The 24,000-nt window shown below is 43.7% G+C and carries 20 protein-coding genes; 1 reads left to right on the plus strand and 19 read right to left on the minus strand.

The features are described 5' to 3' along the window. Positions 1–142: 142 nt before the first annotated feature. The 18 genes from HMPREF9625_RS02970 to HMPREF9625_RS03055 all read right to left on the minus strand — a co-directional run bounded on the left by HMPREF9625_RS02970 (position 143) and on the right by HMPREF9625_RS03055 (position 19,394). Complete coding sequence (locus tag HMPREF9625_RS02970) at positions 143–1,564, minus strand: S1C family serine protease (protein WP_009535520.1); 1,422 nt, start codon at positions 1,562–1,564, stop codon at positions 143–145. Positions 1,565–1,644: 80 nt separating this feature from the next. Then, positions 1,645–2,124: a 2-C-methyl-D-erythritol 2,4-cyclodiphosphate synthase gene (gene ispF / locus HMPREF9625_RS02975; protein WP_009535521.1), complete on the minus strand. Its 480-nt coding sequence runs from the start codon at positions 2,122–2,124 to the stop codon at positions 1,645–1,647. 153 nt (positions 2,125–2,277) lie between these two features. Next, entirely contained in the window at positions 2,278–3,246 is a 969-nt protein-coding gene (locus tag HMPREF9625_RS02980; protein ID WP_009535522.1) for a diacylglycerol/lipid kinase family protein, read from the minus strand. 97 nt (positions 3,247–3,343) lie between these two features. Beyond that, on the minus strand, positions 3,344–4,900 hold the full coding sequence (locus HMPREF9625_RS02985; protein WP_009535523.1) for a S41 family peptidase: 1,557 nt from the start codon (positions 4,898–4,900) through the stop codon (positions 3,344–3,346). Between the two features lie 147 nt (positions 4,901–5,047). After that, positions 5,048–6,136 carry a PucR family transcriptional regulator gene (locus tag HMPREF9625_RS02990; RefSeq protein ID WP_036569442.1) on the minus strand — a complete coding sequence of 363 codons (1,089 nt, stop codon included), beginning with the start codon at positions 6,134–6,136 and terminating at the stop codon, positions 5,048–5,050. A gap of 263 nt (positions 6,137–6,399) precedes the next feature. After that, a complete protein-coding gene (locus HMPREF9625_RS02995; RefSeq protein WP_009535525.1) occupies positions 6,400–7,512 on the minus strand; it encodes an ABC transporter ATP-binding protein in 1,113 nt (370 codons plus the stop codon). A 279-nt stretch (positions 7,513–7,791) separates the two neighbouring features. After that, entirely contained in the window at positions 7,792–8,454 is a 663-nt protein-coding gene (locus tag HMPREF9625_RS03000) for a S1-like domain-containing RNA-binding protein (RefSeq protein WP_009535526.1), read from the minus strand. After that, complete coding sequence (locus HMPREF9625_RS03005; protein ID WP_009535527.1) at positions 8,423–9,232, minus strand: acyl-[acyl-carrier-protein] thioesterase; 810 nt, start codon at positions 9,230–9,232, stop codon at positions 8,423–8,425. The genes HMPREF9625_RS03000 and HMPREF9625_RS03005 overlap by 32 nt, the downstream gene beginning before the upstream one ends. Positions 9,233–9,323: 91 nt before the next feature. Then, positions 9,324–10,457 carry a cation diffusion facilitator family transporter gene (locus HMPREF9625_RS03010; RefSeq protein ID WP_009535528.1) on the minus strand — a complete coding sequence of 378 codons (1,134 nt, stop codon included), beginning with the start codon at positions 10,455–10,457 and terminating at the stop codon, positions 9,324–9,326. A gap of 230 nt (positions 10,458–10,687) precedes the next feature. Beyond that, a complete protein-coding gene (mscL, locus tag HMPREF9625_RS03015; protein WP_009535529.1) occupies positions 10,688–11,140 on the minus strand; it encodes a large conductance mechanosensitive channel protein MscL in 453 nt (150 codons plus the stop codon). 131 nt (positions 11,141–11,271) lie between these two features. Further along, positions 11,272–12,423 carry an N-acetylglucosamine-6-phosphate deacetylase gene (nagA, locus tag HMPREF9625_RS03020; RefSeq protein ID WP_009535530.1) on the minus strand — a complete coding sequence of 384 codons (1,152 nt, stop codon included), beginning with the start codon at positions 12,421–12,423 and terminating at the stop codon, positions 11,272–11,274. Positions 12,424–12,459: 36 nt separating this feature from the next. Then, positions 12,460–13,359 (minus strand): ROK family protein, encoded by a 900-nt coding sequence (locus HMPREF9625_RS03025; protein ID WP_009535531.1) that lies wholly within the window; start codon positions 13,357–13,359, stop codon positions 12,460–12,462. 62 nt (positions 13,360–13,421) lie between these two features. Then, positions 13,422–14,075, minus strand: coding sequence for a GDSL-type esterase/lipase family protein (locus HMPREF9625_RS03030; RefSeq protein ID WP_009535532.1), 654 nt, complete (start codon positions 14,073–14,075; stop codon positions 13,422–13,424). Between the two features lie 180 nt (positions 14,076–14,255). After that, positions 14,256–15,173, minus strand: a complete 918-nt coding sequence (locus HMPREF9625_RS03035; RefSeq protein ID WP_009535533.1) for a dihydrodipicolinate synthase family protein — start codon at positions 15,171–15,173, stop codon at positions 14,256–14,258. 124 nt (positions 15,174–15,297) lie between these two features. After that, a complete protein-coding gene (locus HMPREF9625_RS03040; protein ID WP_009535534.1) occupies positions 15,298–16,200 on the minus strand; it encodes a carbohydrate ABC transporter permease in 903 nt (300 codons plus the stop codon). A 10-nt stretch (positions 16,201–16,210) separates the two neighbouring features. Beyond that, positions 16,211–17,116 carry a carbohydrate ABC transporter permease gene (locus tag HMPREF9625_RS03045; protein WP_009535535.1) on the minus strand — a complete coding sequence of 302 codons (906 nt, stop codon included), beginning with the start codon at positions 17,114–17,116 and terminating at the stop codon, positions 16,211–16,213. 191 nt (positions 17,117–17,307) lie between these two features. Then, positions 17,308–18,693, minus strand: coding sequence for an ABC transporter substrate-binding protein (locus HMPREF9625_RS03050; protein ID WP_009535536.1), 1,386 nt, complete (start codon positions 18,691–18,693; stop codon positions 17,308–17,310). Continuing rightward, positions 18,690–19,394, minus strand: coding sequence for an N-acetylmannosamine-6-phosphate 2-epimerase (locus HMPREF9625_RS03055; RefSeq protein ID WP_009535537.1), 705 nt, complete (start codon positions 19,392–19,394; stop codon positions 18,690–18,692). Before HMPREF9625_RS03055 ends, HMPREF9625_RS03050 begins: the two co-directional genes overlap by 4 nt. 410 nt (positions 19,395–19,804) lie before the next feature. Here HMPREF9625_RS03055 and HMPREF9625_RS03060 point away from each other — a divergent pair, with 410 nt between their 5' ends. Continuing rightward, a complete protein-coding gene (locus HMPREF9625_RS03060; protein ID WP_009535538.1) occupies positions 19,805–21,511 on the plus strand; it encodes a hypothetical protein in 1,707 nt (568 codons plus the stop codon). Positions 21,512–21,676: 165 nt separating this feature from the next. Here HMPREF9625_RS03060 and HMPREF9625_RS03065 read toward each other — a convergent pair whose 3' ends face one another. Further along, complete coding sequence (locus tag HMPREF9625_RS03065) at positions 21,677–23,821, minus strand: methyl-accepting chemotaxis protein (protein WP_009535539.1); 2,145 nt, start codon at positions 23,819–23,821, stop codon at positions 21,677–21,679. Positions 23,822–24,000: the final 179 nt, after the last annotated feature.

Below are 24,000 nucleotides of genomic sequence, written 5' to 3' on the forward strand. Positions count from 1 at the left end.
TCAAGAAATGGAAAAGCCCCCGAAGGAAAATCCTTCGGAAGCTCTTCTTCATCGCTTAGCTTATAGATTTCTTTGGGAGCTTTATCGGCCTTCTTTTATAAAGTCCTCTCATTTCTATCCCCTAAAATGCTTCACCGTGCTTTTACCTCTTATATTCATTAAAGAAATCCTGGAAGTTCTTAAACGGATTATCCTCTCCGTTCTTTTCATTGCTCTCATTCCCGTTCTTATTCCTATACTCAGGATTTTCGCCATTCGATGCGCCTTCCTGTGATTCCTCTGTATTGTTTTCAGAAGGAGCGTCTCCACTGTTTCCTGCATCCCCGTTTCCATTAGGCGCCGGAGATTTACCTAGAGTAACCGTCACTTCTACTTCATTGTACTTTCCGGTACCGTCCTGGCGCATCAGTGTAAGCTTTACCTCTTCTCCTGCTCTATACTTGGAAAGCAGTGCTTTTAGATTCGCGGTAGTATAGACTCCCTGCCCATCCAGTTTTGTGATAATATCTCTTTCCTGAATCTGGCTGTTATCCGCACCGGTGTCATCCAATACTTTAAAGATATAGATTCCCTTCGGCATGGCAAAGCTCTCTGCTGTCTGCGCATCAATATCCTTTACCTGAATGCCCAGCACACCTTGCTCCGCCTCGGGCACCTTATCTCTGGTGGTCAGTGTGGATAAGGAAGAAAGGATGGTCTCTGCCGCAGAGGACGGAATGGAATAGCCCATACCCTCTACATCGGTATCCGCATACTTAGCCACATTGATTCCTATCAGCTCCCCCTTCATATTGAGGAGTGCACCACCCGAGTTTCCGGGATTGATTGCCGCATCGGTCTGGATAAGCCCCTTGGAAACGCCATCCTTGGTCTGTACATCTCTATTCTTTGCAGAAATGATACCGGTTGTAACGGACTGTCCATAGCCTAGGGCATTTCCAATTGCCACAACCTGATCTCCAACCTCCATTTCATCGGAAGAACCAATCTGTACCGCCTTAATCTTCTCTCTCGTTTCCGGAGATATATCGGAAAGCTTTACAGAAACCAAGGCTAAGTCAACCGTAACATCGGTTCCCTTCACCTGTGCTGTTGCCGTACTATCATCGATGAAACTTACTGTAAGGGAGTTGGAGTCCTGAATCACATGATTGTTTGTTGCAATAAGCAGCTCCGTATCATTCTGTCCCACAATTACACCGGAACCGCTGGCAGGAAGCTCTGTTTCTCTTTGAATTTCACCAAAGATAGAGAATCCGTTTTCCTGATAGCGCATCATATTTGTAATGGCAACGACAGACGGCATAGCATCCTTTGCCACCTCCGTAACCGTCTTGCCGTTTCCCGTAGAAGCAATGATTGTATCAGAAGGGACAGCACTCTTCTCCGGCTCCTTGATTTCCGAAGGACTGCTCTCCTTCTTTTCTTCCTGCTTTGGCTGCCCTTCCTCCGCGATAGAATAAATATTTCTTTCCTGTGCAATATAATTCACGCCAACCATCATCCCGCCTGCAATCAGTCCAAAGAGCAGTGCGGAAAAAATCACTCCAATTATTCGTTTCATGATACCTCCCCTTTCCTTCGGGCAAATGGTATAAAATTTTTGTGTCAACTTTGTGACCTGTCAAAAATTAATACTGCTTTTTAATCGACTTTCTTCTCCAAAAGCACAATAGCCTTCGCTGCAATTCCTTCTTCTCTTCCGGTAAATCCCAAACCTTCCTCAGTAGTTGCCTTCACGGAAATCCTGTCTTTCTCACAGGAAAGCGCCTTTGCAATCTTTTCTTCCATAGCAGGAATAAAATCTTTTACCTTTGGTCTTTGCATAAGAAGAACCATATCCGCATTTCCTAGAAAGTAGCCCTGATCCCGGATTAAAGCATAGGCTTTTTCCAACAAAATAAGGGAGGAAATCCCCCGATACCTTTCATCCGTATCCGGAAAATGTCTCCCTATATCTCCCATTGCCGCTGCCCCAAGCAGGGCATCCGTCAGTGCATGCAAGAGGACATCCGCATCAGAATGTCCTAAGAGTCCCTTTTCGTAGGGAATCTTCACCCCTCCGAGAATCAAATCTCTTCCTTCTACCAGTCTATGTACATCGTAGCCTAAGCCTACCCGCATAATTGCTCCTTATCTCTTTCCCGACAACGCCCGCTAACTATAAAGCTCTGCCAAAATACCAGTTTCCAACAATGACTATAAAGAGAATATCGCTTGCTTTAGAGCGATACCATAAATGGGATACAGCTTGCTTTAGAGCGATACCATTAACAATTAAATCTGAATCCTGAGTCTCCTCGGACGGCAGGAAATACTGATATCCTTCTGCCTTCCGACATTTTCCCCGTCAATATGAAGAGGTAACGGCTCTTCCATGTGTATCTCCGCCCTCTTGAAACGGTAACAATGCACTCCCGGAAGATATTGGTGAACACCGAAAAGGGAAGCCAGCATAATACGAAGAAGACGCAACTTATGCTTTGTGCTTACCAGACATAAATCCAAGTATCCGTCTTCCGCGGAGGCACCCTTACCAAGAACATAGCGCCCTTCATAAGGGTGGTTATGGATGGACAAAAACAGGATATGGCTAAATTCCAACCTTTCCTCCCCATCTAAAAGGATGGTCCCCTTACATTGCTTCGCTCTTCTAAGCCCTTTCAAAAAAGCATAGATATAGGCCAAGGTTCCTGATTGGTTAAAGAGGAATTGGAATACGCTTTTCTTTCCTTTAACACCCACAGCTTTTTCCTTCGGGCAAATGTCGGAGCGCACAGCTAAAAGTTCATTCATGACAGCCGCATCAAATCCCATACCGGCTCCTACCACGAAGCGGCGATGCCTCGTGCTGCCCTCTACAATCCCGTAGTCCACTTTTCTTTCTTTATTCTCTAATAACTTCTGGATATTCATCGGAGCCTTATAACTCTTATCCAAACCGCGCACAAAGTCATTTTCCTTGCAAACCGGAAGGAAAGCAAGAGAAACTCTGTCCCCGTCCAGCTTCACTCCGTCTACCACCTCATTCAAGGTACCGGTTCCGCCGATTACAATAATCTTTTTTTCTCCCTGCGAATCCTCCGTAATCTCTCTGGCAATGGCCTTCGCATTTCCGCGACCCTCTGTAAAGAAAATCCGAAAGCCCTCGCTTTCCAGAAAAGTTCGACTGTCTTCTTCTATTTTCTTCCAAACTGTTAAGCCATGACCTCTACCGGCCAAAGGATTAATAATAAAAAAAAGCATGCAGCACTCCGAAATGTATACTAATGATGATTTCCGTCAACTGTTTTATTCAATTCATAATGAATAAGTTCTATATCGAAGTATAACATAGTGCCTTTTAGCCATGTATAAAATTAGTATAAAGAGTCTCTGCTCCTTTTCTTAACTGACTGTCCTTTGTTCTGTCTTGAATATAGCTCTGTCCATCTTCTTCCGGTATCTCCACCTTCACATCCGGGGTGATTCCTTTTTTATGAATATTCCGACCGGCGGGAGTGAAGTAGTAGTGAGTGGTGAACTCCACTGCGGAACCGTCTGTAAAGGAACGAATGGTTTGTACAATGCCCTTTCCGTAAGACTGTGTTCCCACAACAATGGCTCTTCCATAGTCCTGCATTGCACCGGAAAAAAGTTCCGATGCAGAGGCGGAATTTTGATTGACCAGAATCACAATAGGCATATCCACTTCATGCCTGTCATCCGCATACCATTCCTTTCCGTTTCCATGTTTGTCTTCGGTATACAGTAGCAAGGTTTCTCCTTCCAAAAATTCTCTATCCGTTATGGATTGGATTGCTCCGGAAGCTTCTGCTGTCGCTTTCACGGGCTTTGGAAGATCATCCGGAAGAAAATAGTCTAAAAGCCGGGTAGCGGCATCCACATCTCCCCCGGGATTCCCTCGGAGATCAATGATAAGCCCTTTCTTCTCTCCTTCGATTTCCTTCTCATATTGAGAAATAAACTCTTCTACTGCTTCCTCGTAAAAGCCTCGCAAAGAAAGGTAGCCGATTTCTCCTTCCGGGACCGTACTGTCTTTCAGCATTGTCGCCGCATCTCCGCTCTCCACCGGAGGAATCACGATTTCTCCGCGCGTTAATCGCAGAGTGACTTCCTCATTCTCTCGAAGCACAATCATCTCCAAAGAGCTTCCTTCTACTCCTTGTATCAGATTTTGTACGATATACTGCAGACTCAAGTCCCTCACGGAAATCCCGTCTACTCGAAGGATAATGTCTCCCGCCTTCAGTCCGCCTTTTTCCGCAGGGGAGTCCGGATAGACATACTCTATTCTGATTCCTTCATCCGTTTCCGATACTTCCGCACCGATACCCTGGTAAATTCCCTTTTGTTGGTTTTGAGACTCTTCAATCTCTTCTTTTGTATAGTATGCCGCATACGGGTCCTCTTCCAAAAGACTGTTTAAAAAGCCCTTGTAAATTCCGTCTTCCGCTTTTTCCGCATTTTCCGTATAAAGATAATTCTCCGTGATCAGCTCCTGTAAGTCTTTCAGCTTCGTACTCACACGAAAGAGATTGATTTCTTCCTCTCCTGTCTCTTTTTTCTCATTCTGTAAAGAAAATACGGCAGGAGTACTGAAGTAATAAAGATAAACCGCCGCTCCTCCAAGAACAAAGGAAAAGAGCATTGCAAAAATACAGAGAACAAAGAGAGCAATCTTTCCATTTTGCCTACTCCGCTCCACACTGTAATTTCGTAATCCTGCTCTCCTCTTATCCTTTTCCATCTCGGAAGGATACTCTTTTTCACTTCCTTCTTTATACCGTTTTTCTTCTTCTGCATACTCTGTGCTCTCTTTCGGAGAATCCTGATGCTCCGCTTCGGAAAAGGATTGCTTTTCCACTTCCGCAGTATATTCCTTCTCTTCTACTCCCATAACTGTATTTGTCCTCTCTATCTTCTCGAAAACTCTCTTGCCTCATTCTTCATCGCGTAAGAACCAAGGTCTATACTTCCTCTTATAAAAGAATGGAAAAGGCGGAAACTCTCGCCTCCGCCTTTTCTTTCATTGAAAAATTACTTTTTAGAAATCCAGACTTTCCATATATTTCATATACTTCACAACCATCAGAGCAATCTGGAAGGTAATGGCATCATCAAATACTCTAAGATCCAGTCCTGTTGCTCTATCCAGCTTATCCAAACGATATACCAAGGTATTTCTATGAATAAAGAGCTGTCTTGAAGTCTCGGAAACGTTCAAGTTATTCTCGAAGAACTTGGCAATTGTTTCCAAGGTCTCTTCATCAAAATCATCAGGGGAAACATCCGCAAAGATTTCCTTGATAAACATCTTACAAAGCGGGATGGGAAGCTGGTAAATCAATCTTCCGATTCCAAGAGCATTGTACGCCACGATATGTCTTTCCACAAAGAAAATCTTTCCTACTTCCAAAGCCATCTTCGCTTCCTTATAGGAACGGGAAACTTCTTTGATTTCATTGACAATGGTACCGTAAGAAACTCTGGTAGAAAGCATCACCTCGGAGGAAAGCATATCCAGCATACTCTCGGCAATCTTCTGTACCTGCTCGTAGCCGTCATCCGAAGCAAGCTCCTTCACTACAATAATATTCTTCTCATCCACGGCAGTAACAAAGTCATTGCCCTCTGCGGAGAAGAATTCCTTCAGGGCTTCCTGCACCGTACCGTCCATATTTTCATGAGACTCAACCAGGAATACCACTCTCCGTACACCGACTTCGATGTGCAGCTTCTTCGCTCTGTTATAAATGTCTACAAGAAGCAAATTATCCAAAAGAAGATTCTTGATAAAATTGTCCTTATCGAATTTCTCTCTGTACGCTACCAAAAGGGTCTGAATCTGCAATACGGCAAGCTTTCCTACCATATAGACATCATCCGTATCTCCATGGGCAATCAGGACAAATTCCAGTTGATGTTCATCAAAAATCTTAAAGAACTGATACCCGCCGGCAGCCTGAGAATCGGCCTGAGATGCCGCAAAGGAAACCACCATATCGGATAAATCTTTATCCTCTAAAAACGTAGTCGCAAGAACTTTTCCGTCAATATCGGCAATGGCTATATCCAGCCTTGCGATTCCCTTTAAGGAATCAATGGTACTTTGTAAAACCTGATTTGAAATCATCTCTACTCCATCCTTTTCATCAACTAAATCTCTTCGGAAGGGCAAGAAATCTCCTCAGTTCAGCTCCGCATGTCCTCTACGCCCTTTACCATGCACATTTATTTTCTAAATATTGCATAATACCCTCTCTTTAGCTTACTATAATCAGTTTTTTATCCCTTTTCAAGCATTTTTAAAAAAAGACAGGAAAAGAAACGTCCTCTTTCCTGTCTTTTTCTCCAAAACATTTTTTTGTATTTATAAATAATTCACAAAACCCAATTTTAGTTGGTAATTGTCAGCTCTGTCTCTTTATCAAAGATGTGAATCTTGTTCTCATCCAATGCGAAACGCACGGTATCTCCTGTTCTTGCCTTGGTCTTCGGATTCACTCTGGCAGTCCAGGATGCATCTGCGATATCAAAGTAAAGCAGTGTCTCTGCACCGAGCATTTCATATACACGAATCTCAGCGGAAATCACGGACTGAGCATGGTTTGCAAGATACTCTTCCTCATCATGCAGGTCTTCCGGACGAATTCCGAGAGTCACCGTCTTTCCGATATATCCCTTGTCCTTTAAGGCAGCTGCCTTCTTCTCATTTAAGGTAATGGTATTTCCTGCAAAGCTTAACTTTACAGCACCACCCTCCTCTGTGCACTCCGCATCAATCATGTTCATCTGCGGAGAGCCGATGAAGCCTGCGACGAACTTATTGCAAGGAGTATCGTAAAGATTCTCCGGTGTATCTACCTGCTGAATATAGCCATCCTTCAATACAACGATTCTGGTTCCGAGTGTCATAGCCTCGGTCTGGTCGTGTGTAACGTAGATAATCGTTGTCTCTAAGGACTTATGAAGCTTTGCAATCTCTACACGCATCTGCGCCCTTAACTTTGCATCCAAGTTGGAAAGAGGCTCGTCCATAAGGAATACTTTCGGACGACGAACGATAGCACGTCCCATAGCCACACGCTGTCTCTGTCCTCCGGAAAGAGCCTTTGGCTTACGATCCAGCAAATGCTCAAGATCCAAGATTCTTGCAGCCTCATGCACCTTCTTGTCAATCTCATCCTTTGGAACCTTACGAAGCTTCAAGCCGAAAGCCATGTTATCATATACAGTCATGTGCGGATACAAAGCATAGTTCTGGAAAACCATGGCAATATCTCTATCCTTCGGCTCCACATCATTCATTCTTTTTCCGTCAATAAACAAATCGCCGGAGCTAATGTCTTCCAATCCTGCAACCATACGAAGAGTTGTAGACTTTCCGCATCCTGAGGGACCTACAAAGATGATGAATTCCTTATCTTCAATTTCCAAGTTGAAGTCCTTTACGGCAACGAATCCGTTGGGATACTTCTTGACTACATTTTTAAGCTGAACACTAGCCATGCTCATTCTCCTTTTCTAACTGAATAAAATTAATTTATGCTTTTCTTATTCAGTATAAATAATAGAAATACCAGTCTCCCTTTCCGAAGACTACCGCTATTCTATAGTTTTTCTTTTTTTCTGACTATTGACGTAGTTCCGAAAATCAAGGGTGAATTTTGTACAAGTTATAAGGTCTTTGATATTTAATAGACAATTTAACTAAATATTTTCCTGATTATACCCATACAATTCAGTGGAAAACGACAAGATTGCTTAAGTCTTAATTTTAAATGTTTTTTATTCGTCCTCTTTATATATTTTAAATATAGCTGTTTTCGTGATTTTTATCTTATTTTCCTTTAATAATTTACCGATTGCGCGCTTAAAAGCAGCCTTCGACACCCCAAAATCCTTCTTCACCTGTTCAGGATCCACTGTTTTATCGGTATAGGGAATATGTCCATCGAATTTTTCTTCTAAAATATGCTCTATCTGCTCCCCGCACTTTTCGTAGCGGGAGGTATTGACCTCTTCCTGACTGATATGCTTTGCATCTTCTCTCTTCTTGGTATACATGGTCGCCGCAAGACGCTCCGTCTTGTCAATATAGAGATAAACCTCGACCTCCATATCCTTCTTTAAGGCATAGCGCATCTCTCTGTGTGGGAGAAGTATGTCCTTTTCCAGTCCTATATCCATAAAGGCACCGATATTGTTCACATCACTGACTCTCAGCTTTGCAACCTCTCCCACCTCGATATAGGGCTTTCTTGTTGTGGCAATCAATCTATCCTTCGAGTCTTTATACACAAAAACGGAGATTTCATCTCCGACCCCCTTCCCCTTCGGGACCTGACGAATCGGCAGAAGAATCCCTTCTTCCCCCTCATTTCCCACAAACACACCAAAATCCTTCTCTCTAAGAATCTTACAGTTCTGGGTTTTTCCTAATTTCAACATGGCAGCACAGCTCCTTATTCTGATTGTAGAAGGCAACGCATTTCCGTTCGCTTTCCAGTGCGACTCTCGGGAAAATGCGATCCCCATAGGTATATGCCTTCAGATATTCTGCACGAATCCCGATAGACAGCTTCTTTTCTTCCTTCTCATTTCCTTGTTCCAAGTTCTTTCCGTTTTCCTTCTCCCAGCCGGAATCCGTAAAGGAAAACGCCGGCTCCCCGCTACTTTGATAAAGAATTTCCTCGGAAAGTGCAATATAGCGGGCGTTGTTCATGTGGTGGTTCGTATCCAGATATTCTCTCGGAACAAGAAAGTCTTCCCCCTCTATCCACTCCTCCGGAAAACTGATTTTTCGTTGTAAAGGCGGCAAATGCAGCTCATCCTTCGGCTCTCCGAAGGGCGCTACCAATTCATCTGTAATCTTTTTCGGTCTTCCCTTCTCCGTATCAATACAGAACCACTCGCTGTCAGCCTTAACAAGATAATCCCCACTCTGATTCTTAATCCAGAAATTGCGGTAGGCAAAGATTCCGCGAAATAGGTGGGGAGAAGTACCGACCGTAATCTTCTCATAAAGTGCCGGAAGCGCATAGAGTTCTATATTCCAGGCGCTTAAAAGCCAAGCCCTTTTTAATTCCAGTACTTTTTCGATAGACATTCCCACATCATGGGAATGAAAGGTAGAACAATCCTGCAGGAGATTCACCACCCCCAAAAGGTCCATTTTTCCGTTCTCGCGTACCTCGGAATAACGCACACGTTCCTTTATTTCGTACATTGCCCTTCCCTCTCTTTGTCTTTTCCCTTATGACTTTACAGTGTCTTTTCCTTATCTATTCTTTAAATACTGAGAATCCTTATAGAGAAATCTAGTCTTCCTTTGCCGTATCAACTATAGGACGGTCCAATTCCACGACGCAGTTTATCCCCTTTTCCTCTTTTACCAATGTTTTTAATTCCCCCATAATTTGGGAAGCCGTATCTTCTGTTACAGAATAGGGTAAAAGAAGGTCAAAGTACAGTGCTTTTTCTTCTCTGTCTTTTTTGAACTGGATATCGTGAAAGCTTCCCTCTACTCCATACTTTGCCAAAACCTGCTTCACAACCGGGGAAAGCCAAGCTTCAACTTCTTCCGATACAATGGGGTCCACATGAATCAGCAAGGAAAAACCGAATTCTTTTTTGATTCTTCTTTCCATATCATCTACTTTTTCATGGATAAAGGCAATTGTTTTTCTTCCATCACACTGAACATGAATACTTCCCATGGCATTTTGTGCGCCGTAAGGGTGATAAAGAAAGTCATGCACTGCAAGGAACTCCTCCTCCGTAAGGATTGTTTTACGGATTTTCTCATACAGTTCTTCCTCAATCGGTTTTCCCAAAATCTCGGAAATGGTCTCCTTCGCCATTTTTACCCCGTTAAAAAGAATAAGGGCTCCCAGTAAAAGGCCGAGTATCGCATCCACATTGTAACCGCTTTGATAGTAAAGAAAGGTGGAAAACAAGGTGGAAAGCGTCATTAAAGAATCCAGTAAAGCATCCATTGCCGTTACCTTGAAAAGGCTGGAAGAAATTTGCTTTCCCACAAAGCGAAAATAGAAAAACAAAAGGACTTTAATCAGGACGGATAAGCCAAGAATCCAAAGAGCAGGTGCAAAAAAGGATAATTCCTCTTTCTTCCCTATGGAAAACAGAGCAGAACGAATCGTCTGAAAGCCAAGCTGAATAATCAAGGTGCTGACCAGGAAGGCCGCCAAATACTCTAGCCTTCCATGACCAAAGGGATGCTCCTTGTCTGCCTTCTTTCCGGAAATCTTTCCGGCAAAAAGACTGATTATGGAATTTCCCATATCCGATAAGTTATTCCAGGCATCTGCACCGATACTTAAGGAGTGAAGTAAGAGGGAAAGCAAATATTTTACAATAAACAAAAAAAGATTTGCCAATATCCCGATCATCGCTGCCCTTGTTGCAATACTCTCGCGCTCTCTTTCTTGCATACTTTCCTCCATATTATGCTGTAAATACAAAACGGAAACGTGGATATCGGAAAAATCAAACAACAGCCCCTATTTCCGACTATCGTTATAAAGCCAAAAGCCTTTTTTCCAATACCCACGAAGATATACCTATTCTTTTTTATAAGAATCTATAAGAAAAGCTCATAAAAAGCTCTTCGTAAGATGCATACTCTCTGTTCGTTCAGTTCTGCATCCTTCTGAAAACTCTCTTAAACCGCCTCTGCGTATCCTGCAAGCTTAGAGGTACAGTGAGGACAACGAGTTGCCTCAATTGGAATCATGCTCTTGCAGTATGGGCACTCCTTGTCTGTCGGCTCAGCAGGTACTTCCTTCTTCATCTTATTCATCTGCTTTACGAAAATGAAAACCACCAATGCCATGATGAGGAAGTTAATTACAGCGGTAATGAAAGAACCGTAAGCCAATACAGCACCCTGCTCAACTGCTTCGCTATAAACCTTTGTAGTCTGTCCGGCAAGAGGAATGAACATATTTTCAAAATCAATCTTTCCGGTAATGAGAGAAATGAGAGGCATAACGAGGTCGCTTACCAGCTTGTTTACCAATGCGGTAAAAGCTGCACCGATAATCATACCTACTGCCAAATCGATCATATTTCCCTTTAATGCAAACTCTTTAAACTCCTTTAAAAAACCTTTCATCGTCTACTCCTATTTTTCATTGAATATTTTAGGAAAGCTGTACTGCCTTCCAATGCCTTTGATACTCTAGACGATTCCCTCTTTTTTTGCAATATATTTTTTAAAATAAAATTTTGTAAAATGTACTTATTTTATTTTCTCTCAATCTCTTTTCCGGACTGATAAACCGCTTTCAGGTTTAAATCATTATCCAAAATCAAGTAGTCTGCTCTCTTTCCAACGGAAATACTACCCAGTTCCTTTTCCACACCAAGAGACTTTGCAGGATTTATGGTTGATGCAAGAATTGCCTTTTTAAAAGGAATCCTCATCAGCTGCACAGCCGTCTTCATGCAATCAAAGACATTGGAAACGGAGCCTGCAAGATTTCCACCCTCTACCAAGGTACAACGCTTCCCCTCTTTCTTCACTTTCTGTCCGCCCAAATCATAAATCCCGTCCGGCATACCGGTAGAGCGGAGGCTGTCGCTGATAAGCACCACTCTATCTTCTCCAAGAAGCGCAAATGCCGCACGCACCATAACGGGATGCACATGAATGCCGTCGGTAATCAGTTCTGCATAGACTTCCTTACTTTCCACCGTTGCTCCCACAACACCGGGATTTCTGTGATCCAGTCCCGTCATGGCATTAAAGAGGTGCACTGCATGACTTGCACCGGCACGATACGCTAGAAGAGCCGTTTCAAAGTCCGCATTGGTATGCGCCAGAGAAATCTTCACTCTCCCCTTTGCCTTTTTAATAAACTCCTCAAAATCCGGATTTTCCTCCGGAGCAAGTCCCACAAACTTGACAAGGCCTCCGGAGCTTTCGATAAAACGACTGAGTATTTTCTCATCGCACTGCAATATATACTTTTCGTTCTGCGCTCCCTTTTTCACATGGCTGATAAAGGGACCCTCCATATTGATGCCGAGGAGCCTTGCTTTTCCCTCTTTTTCTCCTTCTTCCGCATAGTCTCTTGCAAGAGAAAGTACGGCATCGAGATCATCAAGCGCCAAAGTTAGTGTTGCCGGACAAATCCCGGTAACGCCATGCTCTATTTCATACTTTGCAAGGCATTCTATAGCGTCTCTCGTCCCATCACAAAAATCCTGCCCAAGACAGCCGTGAAAATGAATATCAATGAGCCCGGGGATCAGGAAATCTTCTTTCCTTTGAAAGACTTCCTCTTCCCTAAGCTCTTCTTCCAGGTGTACAGAAGAAAATCGTCCGTCCTCCGAACAGTTTATATTTCCCAAGTAAAACTTTTTGTCTTCTGCAAATATCTTGTATTTTTTCATGAGTCTTCCTCTTAGTACATGATGTTCATCTTTATATTATTCTTTCCCAAGCCTCTCTGCCTGCTTCTTTTGAAAATGCACGAATGCGCCCAAAAAACCGGCCTGATTTCCCATCGTTGCACAATCCAATTCTGTGTGTTCGAAAATCAAGGGAATTAGATGCTCCTGCAGATGCTCTCTTATTTTGGGAAGCAAAATGTCTTTTCTTGCCATGATACCTCCCCCCAAGATAAAAATTTCCGGATTAAAAGCATAGCAAAGATTGCTCATTCCAAGGGAAAGGGTGTCGCAAAAACGATCCAGCTCTTCAACGCAGATTCTATCTCCTTCTTCTACTCCGAAAAGAATCCGTTTTCCATTCCACTCTTCCGGACTTTCTTTCTTTCGGCTCGCAACTCTTCGAACCAAGGCAGATGTCGCGGCAAGATTCTGGAACTCTCCTCCGGGAATCTGCATATAACCGACTTCCATCGCTGCATGAGAAGTTCCGTGCTGAATTTCTCCATTTTGCAAAAAGCAACCGCCAATCCCTGTCCCTATCGTAAGAAGCAATACCGATTTCTTTCCCTTTGCCGCACCGAAATAGGCCTCTCCAAGACCTGCGCAGTTGACATCATTTTCCACCTCACAAGGAATAGAGAACTCCGCCTCAACGAGCTTCTTCCACTCTGTTCCCTTGTAGTTTGGAATCTGTGGTCCCGCATGGATAATCTCGCCTGCTTCTTCATCTACAATCCCTGCAGTGGAAATACAGATTCCCTCCAAGGGAAGTTCCTGTTCCCGAATCAGTGCTTTTATTCTTTCCACGATATGCGGACCGCCCTGTTCTGCCTCTGTCGCTCTTTCTCCCTGTGAAAGAATTTCCCCTTCTGCAGTAAGGAGTGCAAATTTGGTTGTGGTTCCTCCTATATCAATGGCTAAAAATCGTTTCTCCAATTTCTCCCCCCTTATTAAAACCGAAGTAATCCTTGTCTGTAACCCCGGATGATTTTCTATTTCTATGAAAGATATTCCTTCATTCTCTCCGCCAAGGCTTCCGCAAGTGCGCGATGCGCCTTGGGACTTAAATGCATATAGTCATAGGGATAGTTTTCCATTCCCGGGATATCCGTTGCAGAAAGAAAATGGCAATGGTTTTGCTCGGCAATCGTTTTATAGAGTGCAGGGAGCTTTCTCGACTTCTCCGCACAGCCCTCCCCCATATCATTTCCTATCGCGGTCTCTCGATACTCGTCATCAATCGGATAAGGTGCAATCACCAGGATATTCGGCTTGGCACCTAAAAAAGCTTCTTCCGCATCCTGTGCTTTCTTAATCAATCTATCCAGTCCGCGGGAAATATTTTCGGGAGTGGCAGCAAAGCGCTCTTTTACATCATTGGTCCCCAGCATAATGATGAGGAGTGAGACGGGCTCATGGGTCAGAAGAATCGGGCGAATGACTTCCACTCCGGAAAGGGATTCATGAAGCGGGTCGTTAAAGACTGTGGTTCTTCCCGAAAGACCTTCTTCCCGAACCAAATACTCCTCTCCCAAGAGCTTTTGTAAAACCATAGGCCAGCGGGTATTTTTATCAAAACGTCCCCCTGTCTTATTATCGTATCCATGTGTATTGGAGTCTCCAAAACAAACTATGATTTTTTCTTCTTCCATATCCTATCTACCCTTCTAAATTCTCTTGCGAAACAGTGCAGCATAAACTTTATTAACCGTTTTCGCTATACGCTTATGATAAAACAAAGTTCTATCTTCGTAAATATATATAAGCGAATGCCCCGCCTTATTCATCTCTTTTAAGCGGGGCATTCTTTTTTATGAGTGCAAATATATGCATTAGCAAAAATGAGCTACTGCGTCGTCAATAATTTTCGCTGTCTTCTCTGCAATCTTCTTATCCTCTTCTGTAAGCGGAGTTAAAGGACTTCTGACAGAGCCGATTTCCAGCCCTTTACGAATGCGAAGCACTTCCTTAATCATGGCATACATATTGCCATGACCGCTGCAAAGCATTCCGATAATCTCATTCACTTTAATCTGGATTTCTCTTGCTTCTGTAATTCTGTTTTCCACGAAGAGCTTGTTCATTTTTACAAAAAGCTCCGGCATCGCGCCGTAGGTTCCGCCAATGCCGCCGACAGCACCCATAGCTCGTCCGCCAACAAACTGCTCGTCCGGGCCGTTGAAAACGGCGAAGTCTTCGCCACCCAGTGCCTTAAAGGTCTGAATATCCTGTACAGGCATAGAAGAATTCTTCACGCCGACAACCTTCTTGTTCTTTAACATTTCCTTGCAAAGATCCGCTGTAAGACTTACTCCTGCAAGCTGCGGAATATTGTAGATGATGAAGTCGGTATTCGGTGCTGCCGCACTGATTTTGTTCCAATACTCGGCAATGCTGTATGCCGGAAGATGGAAGTATATCGGCGGAATGGAAGCAATCGCATCCACCTTTAAGCTCTCGGCATGCGCAGCCAATTCCTCGGAATCACGCGTATTGTTGCAAGCTACATGGGCAATAATACGAAGCTTTCCTTTCGCTTCAGCACAAACATTTTCCAGAATACACTTTCTTTCCTCTTTGGAAAGATAAATGCATTCTCCGGAGGAGCCGTTTACATAGAGTCCCTGCACACCGGCATCCATAAAGTATCTTGTGAGTGCACGCACTCTCTCGGGAGAAACCTCTCCCTTTTCGTCGTAACAAGCGTAGAATGCAGGGGTTATGCCTGCATATTTTTCTGTGTTTTTCATAGTGGTCCTTTCTAACCCTTGACTGAGCGCGAGCTTGTAGCTCGCCTGCTCACTTTGCTTCGCAAAGCACACCCCCTAAGGGGGCTGTGGTCTGATTGCAGGGATAACTTTTCTTTATGAAAAGTTATCCCTTAACAGCACCCATGGCGATGCCTTGTGTGAAGTATCGCTGGAAGATAAGGAATACAATCAGGATGGGGACTGCCGCTACGGCTGCTCCCGCCATGATGATTCCGAAGTCCGTGGCGTTTTCCGCCTGGAGTTTTGCAATACCGAGGGAAATGGTCAGTTTTTCCGTACTGCTTAGCATAATCAACTGCATGAAGTAATCGTTCCAGCTGTTGATAAAGGTAAAAATCGCAAGTGCGCCGATTCCCGGCTTTACCATGGGAAGCACGATCTGCGAAAAGATTCTTGCCTCGGAAGCGCCGTCAATGCGGGATGCCTCCAGCATTTCTCCGGGAACACCCTCGGAGAACTGCTTCATGAGGAATACACCGAAGGGCCAGCCGACGGTCGGGAAAATAACGGCCAAAAGCGTATTATAGAGTTTTAAGAAAGACATTTCCCTGATTAACGGAATCAGGATAACCTGCTTCGGAAGCGCCATAGCGCAAACAATCAAGGTAAATAAAAGAGTTCTTCCTCTGAAGCGTTTCTTTGCCAGTGCATAACCAGCCATGGATGCCGTAACACAGGTTAATACCATGGCGGAAAGGGACATCACAACCGTGTTAAAGAGCCAACGAACAGCGCCGGGCACTTTCGGGCCGAAGGAAATCGCAGCCTTCCCCATACCGGGTAGCGTGAAGCTGAATAAAGCTGTCGGCTGTCTGGAAAAAAGCTTCTGATAGTTGGTCATTACCCATTCCTTCGGGAACCAGTCGGGGCTGGTGCCGTTAATGGACTGTGCCGTTTTAAAGGAGCCTGTGATAATCCAATACAGAGGGAAAAGGAAGAAAAATGCCAAAACCAGAAGAATGATGACACTGATAATGCTGTAAACTGATTTATTATTCGTTTTCATACTATTCCTCCTACTTTTCCTTCGCCAACTGGAATTGCAAAGCGGAGAGCAAGGCAATAATCACGGCTAATATTACACCCATGGCATTTCCGTAACCATAACGATACAGCTTAAAAGCAGTGTAATAAATGTAATACATTACGGTATCGGTACTGTGGTTCGGTCCACCGGAGGTTAAGAGCTGAATCAGTGCGAAGCACTGGAAACTGTTGATTGTGGTGATAACCAAAATATATAAAGTGGTAGGCATAATCTGCGGCCACTTAATTTTCCAGAAAAGCTGTAAGTCCGTAGCGCCGTCTACCTTTGCCGCTTCTACAAGAGAATCGTCAACATTTCCTAGTGCGGAAACATAAAGCACGATAGGCTGTCCTACAGAGGTCGTAAATAAAATCAAGATAATACAGGGTAAGGCAAATCTTGCGTCCCCGAGCCAGTTGATATTCTGTTCCATCATTCCCGTGTGGGTTCCCACATAGTTAAATAAACCATAGTAATTATGGAACATCCACTTCCAGACTACCGTTACCGCAACCGATCCTGTAACTACAGGAAGGTAGAAGATGCAACGGAAGGCGGAAAGCAACGGCCCCTTCATTTTGTAAATCAGAGAAGACACCCATAAAGAGAAGATCGCTACCGCAGGTACGGAAACCAGTACGATAATCAGGGTATTCTTCAACGCTTTTAGAAAAATGCCGTCCGAAAACAGCTCAAGATAGTTCTGTACGCCGATAAATTTATCCGCTACATTCTTTCCCATGGTAGCATCAAAAAAGCTGGTGTAAACGCATAAAATCATGGGAAAAATAACAAATCCCAAGAAAAAAACCAAGCTGGGAAGCAAAAACAAATAGGCAGATCGCGTTTCCCTCTGCACAAGAATCTTACTTCTGCTCGTTTGAGTGGTATCCATAAAGTTCTCCTTCGTTCTAGTTAAAACGAGTAGTAATACGCTGCTATTCTTTAAAATGAATCATCCTATTCTTCTACAGTCTAAAACAGTGACCGATCATGTCTAAAACAAGCTGCAGCAAGCTTATATATGACAGTTTTTACAAAAAAAGCTCCGGAATGAGCTTTTTTGCTTCTTCCGGAGCGAAAATATTAGGACTTAGCTGCTGCGTTAGCATTGTTCTGGAAGGTTTCAAGCTCTGTCTTGACATCGCCGCCCTGTCCGACTCTCTGCAACATATTCCACCACTCGGTTCTTGCCTGTGCCCAGCCCGGAGTTACCTGATAGTAGTCTCCGAAAGAAGGCATAAATTTCTCCGTGAACATCTTCATGGTTTCCGCATTGTCTGTTCCGTCATATACGCCGGTCAGCTTCTCATGTACAGGGAAGAATCCGGTTGTCTGTACGGAAATCTTTGCCTGTTCCGGATCGTTAGCCATAAAACGGATGAAAGCCTTAGCTGCCTTAACCTTGTTCTCATCGCCGTTATCAAAGATACCGAATCCCCAGATACCGCCGCAAAGCTCTGTCTTTCCGTCATCTGTCGGGAAAAGCATCGGGATGATTTCATCACCGTTGTTGGTCTTTCCGGCCTCGCCGTTATCCTTGTTGTTCTGCTGAGCAGAGTTCCAGCAAAGAGACATTGCTAAAGTTCCATTTCTAAATAAAGTAATCTCATCTCCTCCAACTAAAGCCGGATCAAATTTCACACCCTTTGCCGCTTTAAGAGCCTCCAGAGCCTTTACATTCTGCTCTTCTGCACCGGTGTACTCGGTGTGTTCCTTATTGGTGTAGGTTCCGCTGTAAAGGTTGTTTACCAGCGCACGAGTACCCTGGTCTCCACCCTGTCCACCGCAGTAAACAGCGAGAACATTTTCCTGACCGCTCTTCTCAATCGCTTCTACAGCCTTGAAGAAGTTCTCTGTTGTCCAGGTATGTGTATCTTCATCGATATACTGAAGAGCGTCAGCCTTCTCGAATACAGCCTTGTTGATTGCCATGCAGTGTGCAATCATAGCGAGCGGATACTCATAGTACTTGCCGTCGGCAGACTTGCAGGCAGCCGTTACATTTTCATAAATATCCTTGGAATCCTCATCCTCAAACAGGTCTGCAAGATCAACCATCAGCCCCTTAGCGCCCCAGTTTGCAACGAGTCTTTCCGGTCCTTCCATGATAAGATCCGGAGCTGCATTTCCTTCGATAGCGGTATTTACCTGGTCGTCACCGTTCGTGTAATCCAGATACTCTACCGTTACATGGATGTTCGGATACTTCTTGTTGAAGTTCTCGAGTAATCCGTCAACGGATGCGCTGTCGCCCCATTTTCCGATAGGATAGGTAAAAAGCTTCAAGTCCGCTTTCAGACTTTCATCCGCTTCCCCTTTCGCATCGGCATTTTCCTTACTCTCCTCTGCCGCCTTTGTTGTCTCTTCAGCCGCTCCGGTAGTCTCCGCTTTCTTAGCACCACCGCAAGCAGCCAGGCCGGATGCCAGAAGTACGGCAGCCATGCCTAAGGCAATCTGTCTTTTTTTCATTTTTGTTCCTCCCATTCTTTTAATGCATTTACAAAAGGTACAGCGATAAGCTGCGGCCTTGTAATAATAGATCCGACCACCACGGAAAATGCACCGAGTTCCATCACTCTCTTCGCTTTTTCGGGTGTGTTGATGTTTCCTTCGGCGATAACCGGGTGCTTAACCCCCTCTATCATCTTCCGAAGAATCAGAAAGTCATCCGCTTCAATCCGGTCTCCCTTGGACTGCTCGGTGTAGCCGACCATGGTGGAGCCGATAAAATCAAATCCCAATCGGTCTGCTTCCAAAGCCTCTTCCACCGTGGAACAATCCGCCATAAAGAGTTGATTCGGATACTTTGCTTTTACTTCCTTAAAGAACACTTCCAAAGTCTTTCCGCCCGGGCGATCCGAAATAGTGGCATCCATCGCAATGATGTCTACCCCCGTACTCGTAAGCTCATCCACTTCTTTCATCGTGGGGGTGATGTAAACCTTGGAATCCGGATAATCCCTCTTTACGATTCCGATAATCGGAAGATCCACTTCTTTCTGAATTTCCGTGATATCTTCCTTCGTGTTCGCTCGAATCCCCCCGGCACCGGCCATCTTGGCCGCCCTTGCCATCCTTCCCATGATAAAGGAAGAGTGAAGAGGCTCTTCCGGGAGGGCTTGACACGAAACAATCAACTTTCCATGCAATCTTTTTACTCGATCATTCATGGAGTACTCCTTCTCCTATTTATTTTTAACTCTCCTTGAGAATAAAAAATACCAAAGTAAAAATCTCTTTTTTCAAAGAAAAACGAAATTTATTTTCACTCTCATTTACTGTGTTTCATTATATTTATAATTTTTTTATTTGCAAGACGAAATTCTTTATACGGCTCTTTGAAATTCTTTTGCAAAGAATTTTTCTTTACAAGTATTCGATTTACTACCTCTGTTTTTTTGAGGGAGGAGATCTTCTCGAAGAGTATTATCATTTCAGGGATTGGCACTGCCAATCCCTGTTTTAAATAGGAGTAAAAACTGATACGATCAGTGTAAATTAATTTTTAATTTTTGAGTGATTTATAGTAGTATGGATTTATAAAAATAATTCTATTAAAAACCGATTGAAGGAGGAAAAGATGAAAGGCAAAAAGAACAGGGTTTTAACAATGTTCCTTCTGCTTGCTTTTATTCTACTATCTTGCGGAAAGACGGAGAATAAAGCCACAGAGGAACAGAGCGGCAGAGGAAATGCCGAGACGGAAAAGTCGGGAGAGGAAACGGGTGAAGAGAAAAAGGCAGAAAGCGCGGAGCTCCCTGGACTCCCCCATTTACTGATTGAAAAAAATGAAGAAACCCATAGAGATTCCGACTACCACTATTTTTATCGAGGTGGATACAGCAAGCTGCTCTTAAAAGAAGAAGACAGTGCGTTCACAGCACTAAGAAATGCATTATCGGAATACAACAAAGAAGTGGAGAAAGCATACGAAAAAGATTTTACGGAATTGGTGAATATCAGCAGTTCTTCGGAAGAAGCGAAAAGAAATATAGCAAACTTTACCGGCAGCACTCCCGAAGTGGACAGCAACAGCTTTATTATACGATCCGATAAGAGTATCGTAAGCGTCCTTCAGACCAAGTCTGTGAATTATACCGGAAACGAAACAAGCTATGTTCACAGCGCTGTGAATTTCGACTCGGAAAGCGGAAAGAGACTCGCCTTTTCCGATGTTGTTCTGGATTCAGAAACCTTCTTTACCCTTGCGGAAAACAGAGCAAAAGAGTCTGCAGGTATGGATACGGCATTTCCCGTAGATTTCCTTGCAAAAGTAAAAGAACAGGGAGAAAACCTATGCTGGACAGTCAATGCAGAGGGCGTTTCCGTTTATTATGACCTCAACTCATCCGGTCAATCCCTGAAAGATCCCATGGTGCTTACCGTGTATTTTGACGAGGCGGAGAATCTTTTTAACGAAAAATATACGAAAACGGAGGAAGACTATGTTCTGCCTTTGTTACAAAGGCAGCATCTGGATATCGATCTGGACGGGGACGGAAAGAGGGAGCCTGTTTACTTAAAAAGGCAGGAAGTAGACGGTAACTTTTATATGAATATGTCGGTTGTGGCAAATGGTAGGGAAAGCGGCATAGTAGAAGGACTGGACGGATGGACTTATATTCTCAAAAAATCCGGAAAGTACTATCTCTACCTTTTTAAAGATGAAGACGACGGCGTAATTTTCCTCTATCGAATTGACCTCTCTACTGTGGAATTAAATCCCGATGAGCATTGGTTTGTTGACCTCTCCAACAAGGAATACTACTGGAAAACCGTCGATAATGTGGATAAACAACATTATATTCAAGAGAGCTTTACAGATGCCGCAGGATTTTGCGGAGGAGAAAGGAATGACATCCTTAGTACCAATACCGTGGAAATAGATTGGCTTATTGACGAGAATGCTTATCCGAAGCCTGCCGGAAACCGCTACAGGGTGACCAGTAATCGTGTCTTACGGGCTCTTCAGGACATTTCCGCACAAGAAGTGGATCAAAACGGGAAGGTCTTGCAAGACGGAACTATTCCTGCCGGCTCCTATCTCTTACTGATGTACAGCGATAATGAAGCCACCATGGAAATGCGAATCATTGATGAAAAATATGTGGATACAGTCAGCGGAGGTGAATACGGCAACAGCTATTATCTCAATGATTTCAGCCAGTTCCAATATGACGGAAACTGCTATCGGATTCAAATTGAAAGAGACAGAGAAAGCTGGACCACGAAAGTAAATGGTATCGATGCCGAAGAGCTCTTTGAGGGCATGATTTATGTCGGCTAAGTTGCTGCAGCTAAAATGAATCAGTTTAAAAGTGGCTGTAAAAAATCAAAACTTCTTCATGCTGTGGAGGGCCATAGCACTAAAAGCGTCGTTTTTGATTTTTTTACATCCACTTTTTATCTATTCCTGACTTTCGCTTATTCTTACTCTACTACCATTGTTGCGCTATACCTTAAATTTATCCATTAAGTCATTCAAGGTATGAACCTGTGCGGACAGTTCTTCCGAGCAGGCTGCGGATTCTTCCGCTGTTGCAGTATTCTTAGCTACTACATTCAATATTTCATTGATGCTGTCTTTGATATCCAGGATTGCATCGGCCTCCAGCTCGGAGGAACCGGATATTTTCGCAATTAACTCATTTACCTTTTCACTGCTTTTTTCAACGATAGAAAGCGCTTCTGCCGTTTCACCCGTGATACGCGCCCCTTTTTCCACTGCATCAATGGTCTCTTCTATCAGTACACCGGTGCTTTGTGCGGCCTTCGCAGACTTCTGGGCAAGCTCTCCTACTTCATCTGCAACTACAGCAAAGCCCTTTCCTGCCGAACCCGCTCTTGCCGCCTCTATAGCCGCATTTAGGGAAAGGATATTGGTTTGGAAAGCAATGTCATCTATCGTCTTAATAATCTTACTGATTTCATTGGACTTATGTGTAATTTCCATCATTGCGCCCTGCATATCGTGCATCTTTTCATTGCTGCGTAATACAGCCTCCCGAGTCTCTCCTTGCAGGTTATTGGCATGGTCTGCCATTTCCGCATTCTCTTCCACACCCTTCGAAATTTCACCCATACGAACAGAAAGAGTGTCTACCGCTTGGGACTGTTCCGTCGCACCTTGCGAAAGTGTGCTTGCACTTTCAGCCAGCTGCGTTACTCCGTTTCTTACCTCTGTGGAACAGCTCTTCACTCCTTCTATAGTTTCCGATAAGGAATCTTGAATTTTTGCGATACTGCTTGCCAAGGGTGCATAATTTCCCACATAGGCTTCAATATTGCTGCTGTTACGCCGGAAATCTCCTTCTGAAATAGCATTCAGCTTCTCCTGCAAATCAAAGATGATTTTCCGCAGGCTCTCTACAATAGCCGAAAGCGTTCCGGCAATTTCTCCGATTTCATCATTATGAGAATATTGGATTTCCACATCAAAATTACCTTTTGCAAGTCTTCTGCCGCTTTCCGCAATGCTTGACAAAGGTTTTAAGGATAATTTGATACTAATGGTAATGACAAAAAGTACCGCAAGGAACAATATGAACTCCGCTATTACCATCATATATTGCAGATTCCGCATCTGTGATTCATAGTCCTTCGCCTGCATGGCAATCTGTACCCACCACTTTGCTCCGTCAAAGTGAAGAGGAATAAAAGTACGAACAAGACGGTAATCCCGATCAAAGAATGTCTGTTCTTTTGACATCAGTTCAATCAGATGTTTTGCGTTCGGATCCAAGTCGCTCAGATTCTTTCCGGCGGCTTCCGGATTATTACTGAATACAAAGTCTCCGTTTTGGGCAATGACATCAAAGAATGAGTGGTCTTCTCCTAAATCGCTCATATCCAGTTCGTTAAAGACCTCCGTTTTCAGGTCAATGACTACCGCACCGATAAAACGGTCTTCTAAAAAAATCGGTTTCGCCACAACAAAAACATTTTCATCGGAAAAATCACTGTCAAAAGGAAGACTTGTAAAAGGAGCCTTTGTCTCTTCTATTTTACTGTAATATTCCATAACTCCGCCGCCATAGATTTTATAATCCACATTTAAAATCTCGTATTTTTCAGTCTCCCCCTTTTTTCTCTGTACGAAAAAGGCATAGTCCTTTATTGAGGAAGAAAAGCCATTCGGTTCAAAGAAAAGACCTGCACCGGCGATACCGGGATTCGCGGATAAAGCATCTTGAATTGTATCTATGGCAAAGTTTTCTTCATCGTATTCCGATTCACTAAGTTGCCCGACCTTCGGAACTCGACTTTGCTTTTCCCGTACTGTAGTTTCCGCTCTCATACTGTCGTATCTTTCCATGCTGTGAAGCAAGGCATTGGCCAAATGATTTGTGGTGTCCGCAATTTGATTTACTTTCTTTGCGTTTAAAGTTGTTAGAGCATAGAGGGAATCATGTCTAATCTTCCCAAAAGCCTTTCCTGAAATATAAAATACGGCACCATTCATTAAGGCAAACAGGATAGCCATAATTAAAAAAAGCTGGATAGAGATTCTCCGACTCAGGCTTCTTCTTTTTCTCTTCTTTATTCCTTTTTCCTGAATGACAACGTTCTTCGACGCTTTAGCCTTTTCTTCTTTCATACTGTCTTTCATCCTCCTTATTGACGATAGTAACACTATCATCATACTTACTGTTCGCCCTTCACGAGCTGACTTAGGCGTCTGTCTTCCTATACAGCTTTGTGTATTTCTCCGCCTGCTTCCTTACCCTTTTGTACAATCTTTAAAACTTTTCCAGAACTCCATTTTTGGTGTTTTCA

Source organism: Oribacterium parvum ACB1 (assembly GCF_000238055.2).
Taxonomy (GTDB): domain Bacteria; phylum Bacillota; class Clostridia; order Lachnospirales; family Lachnospiraceae; genus Oribacterium; species Oribacterium parvum.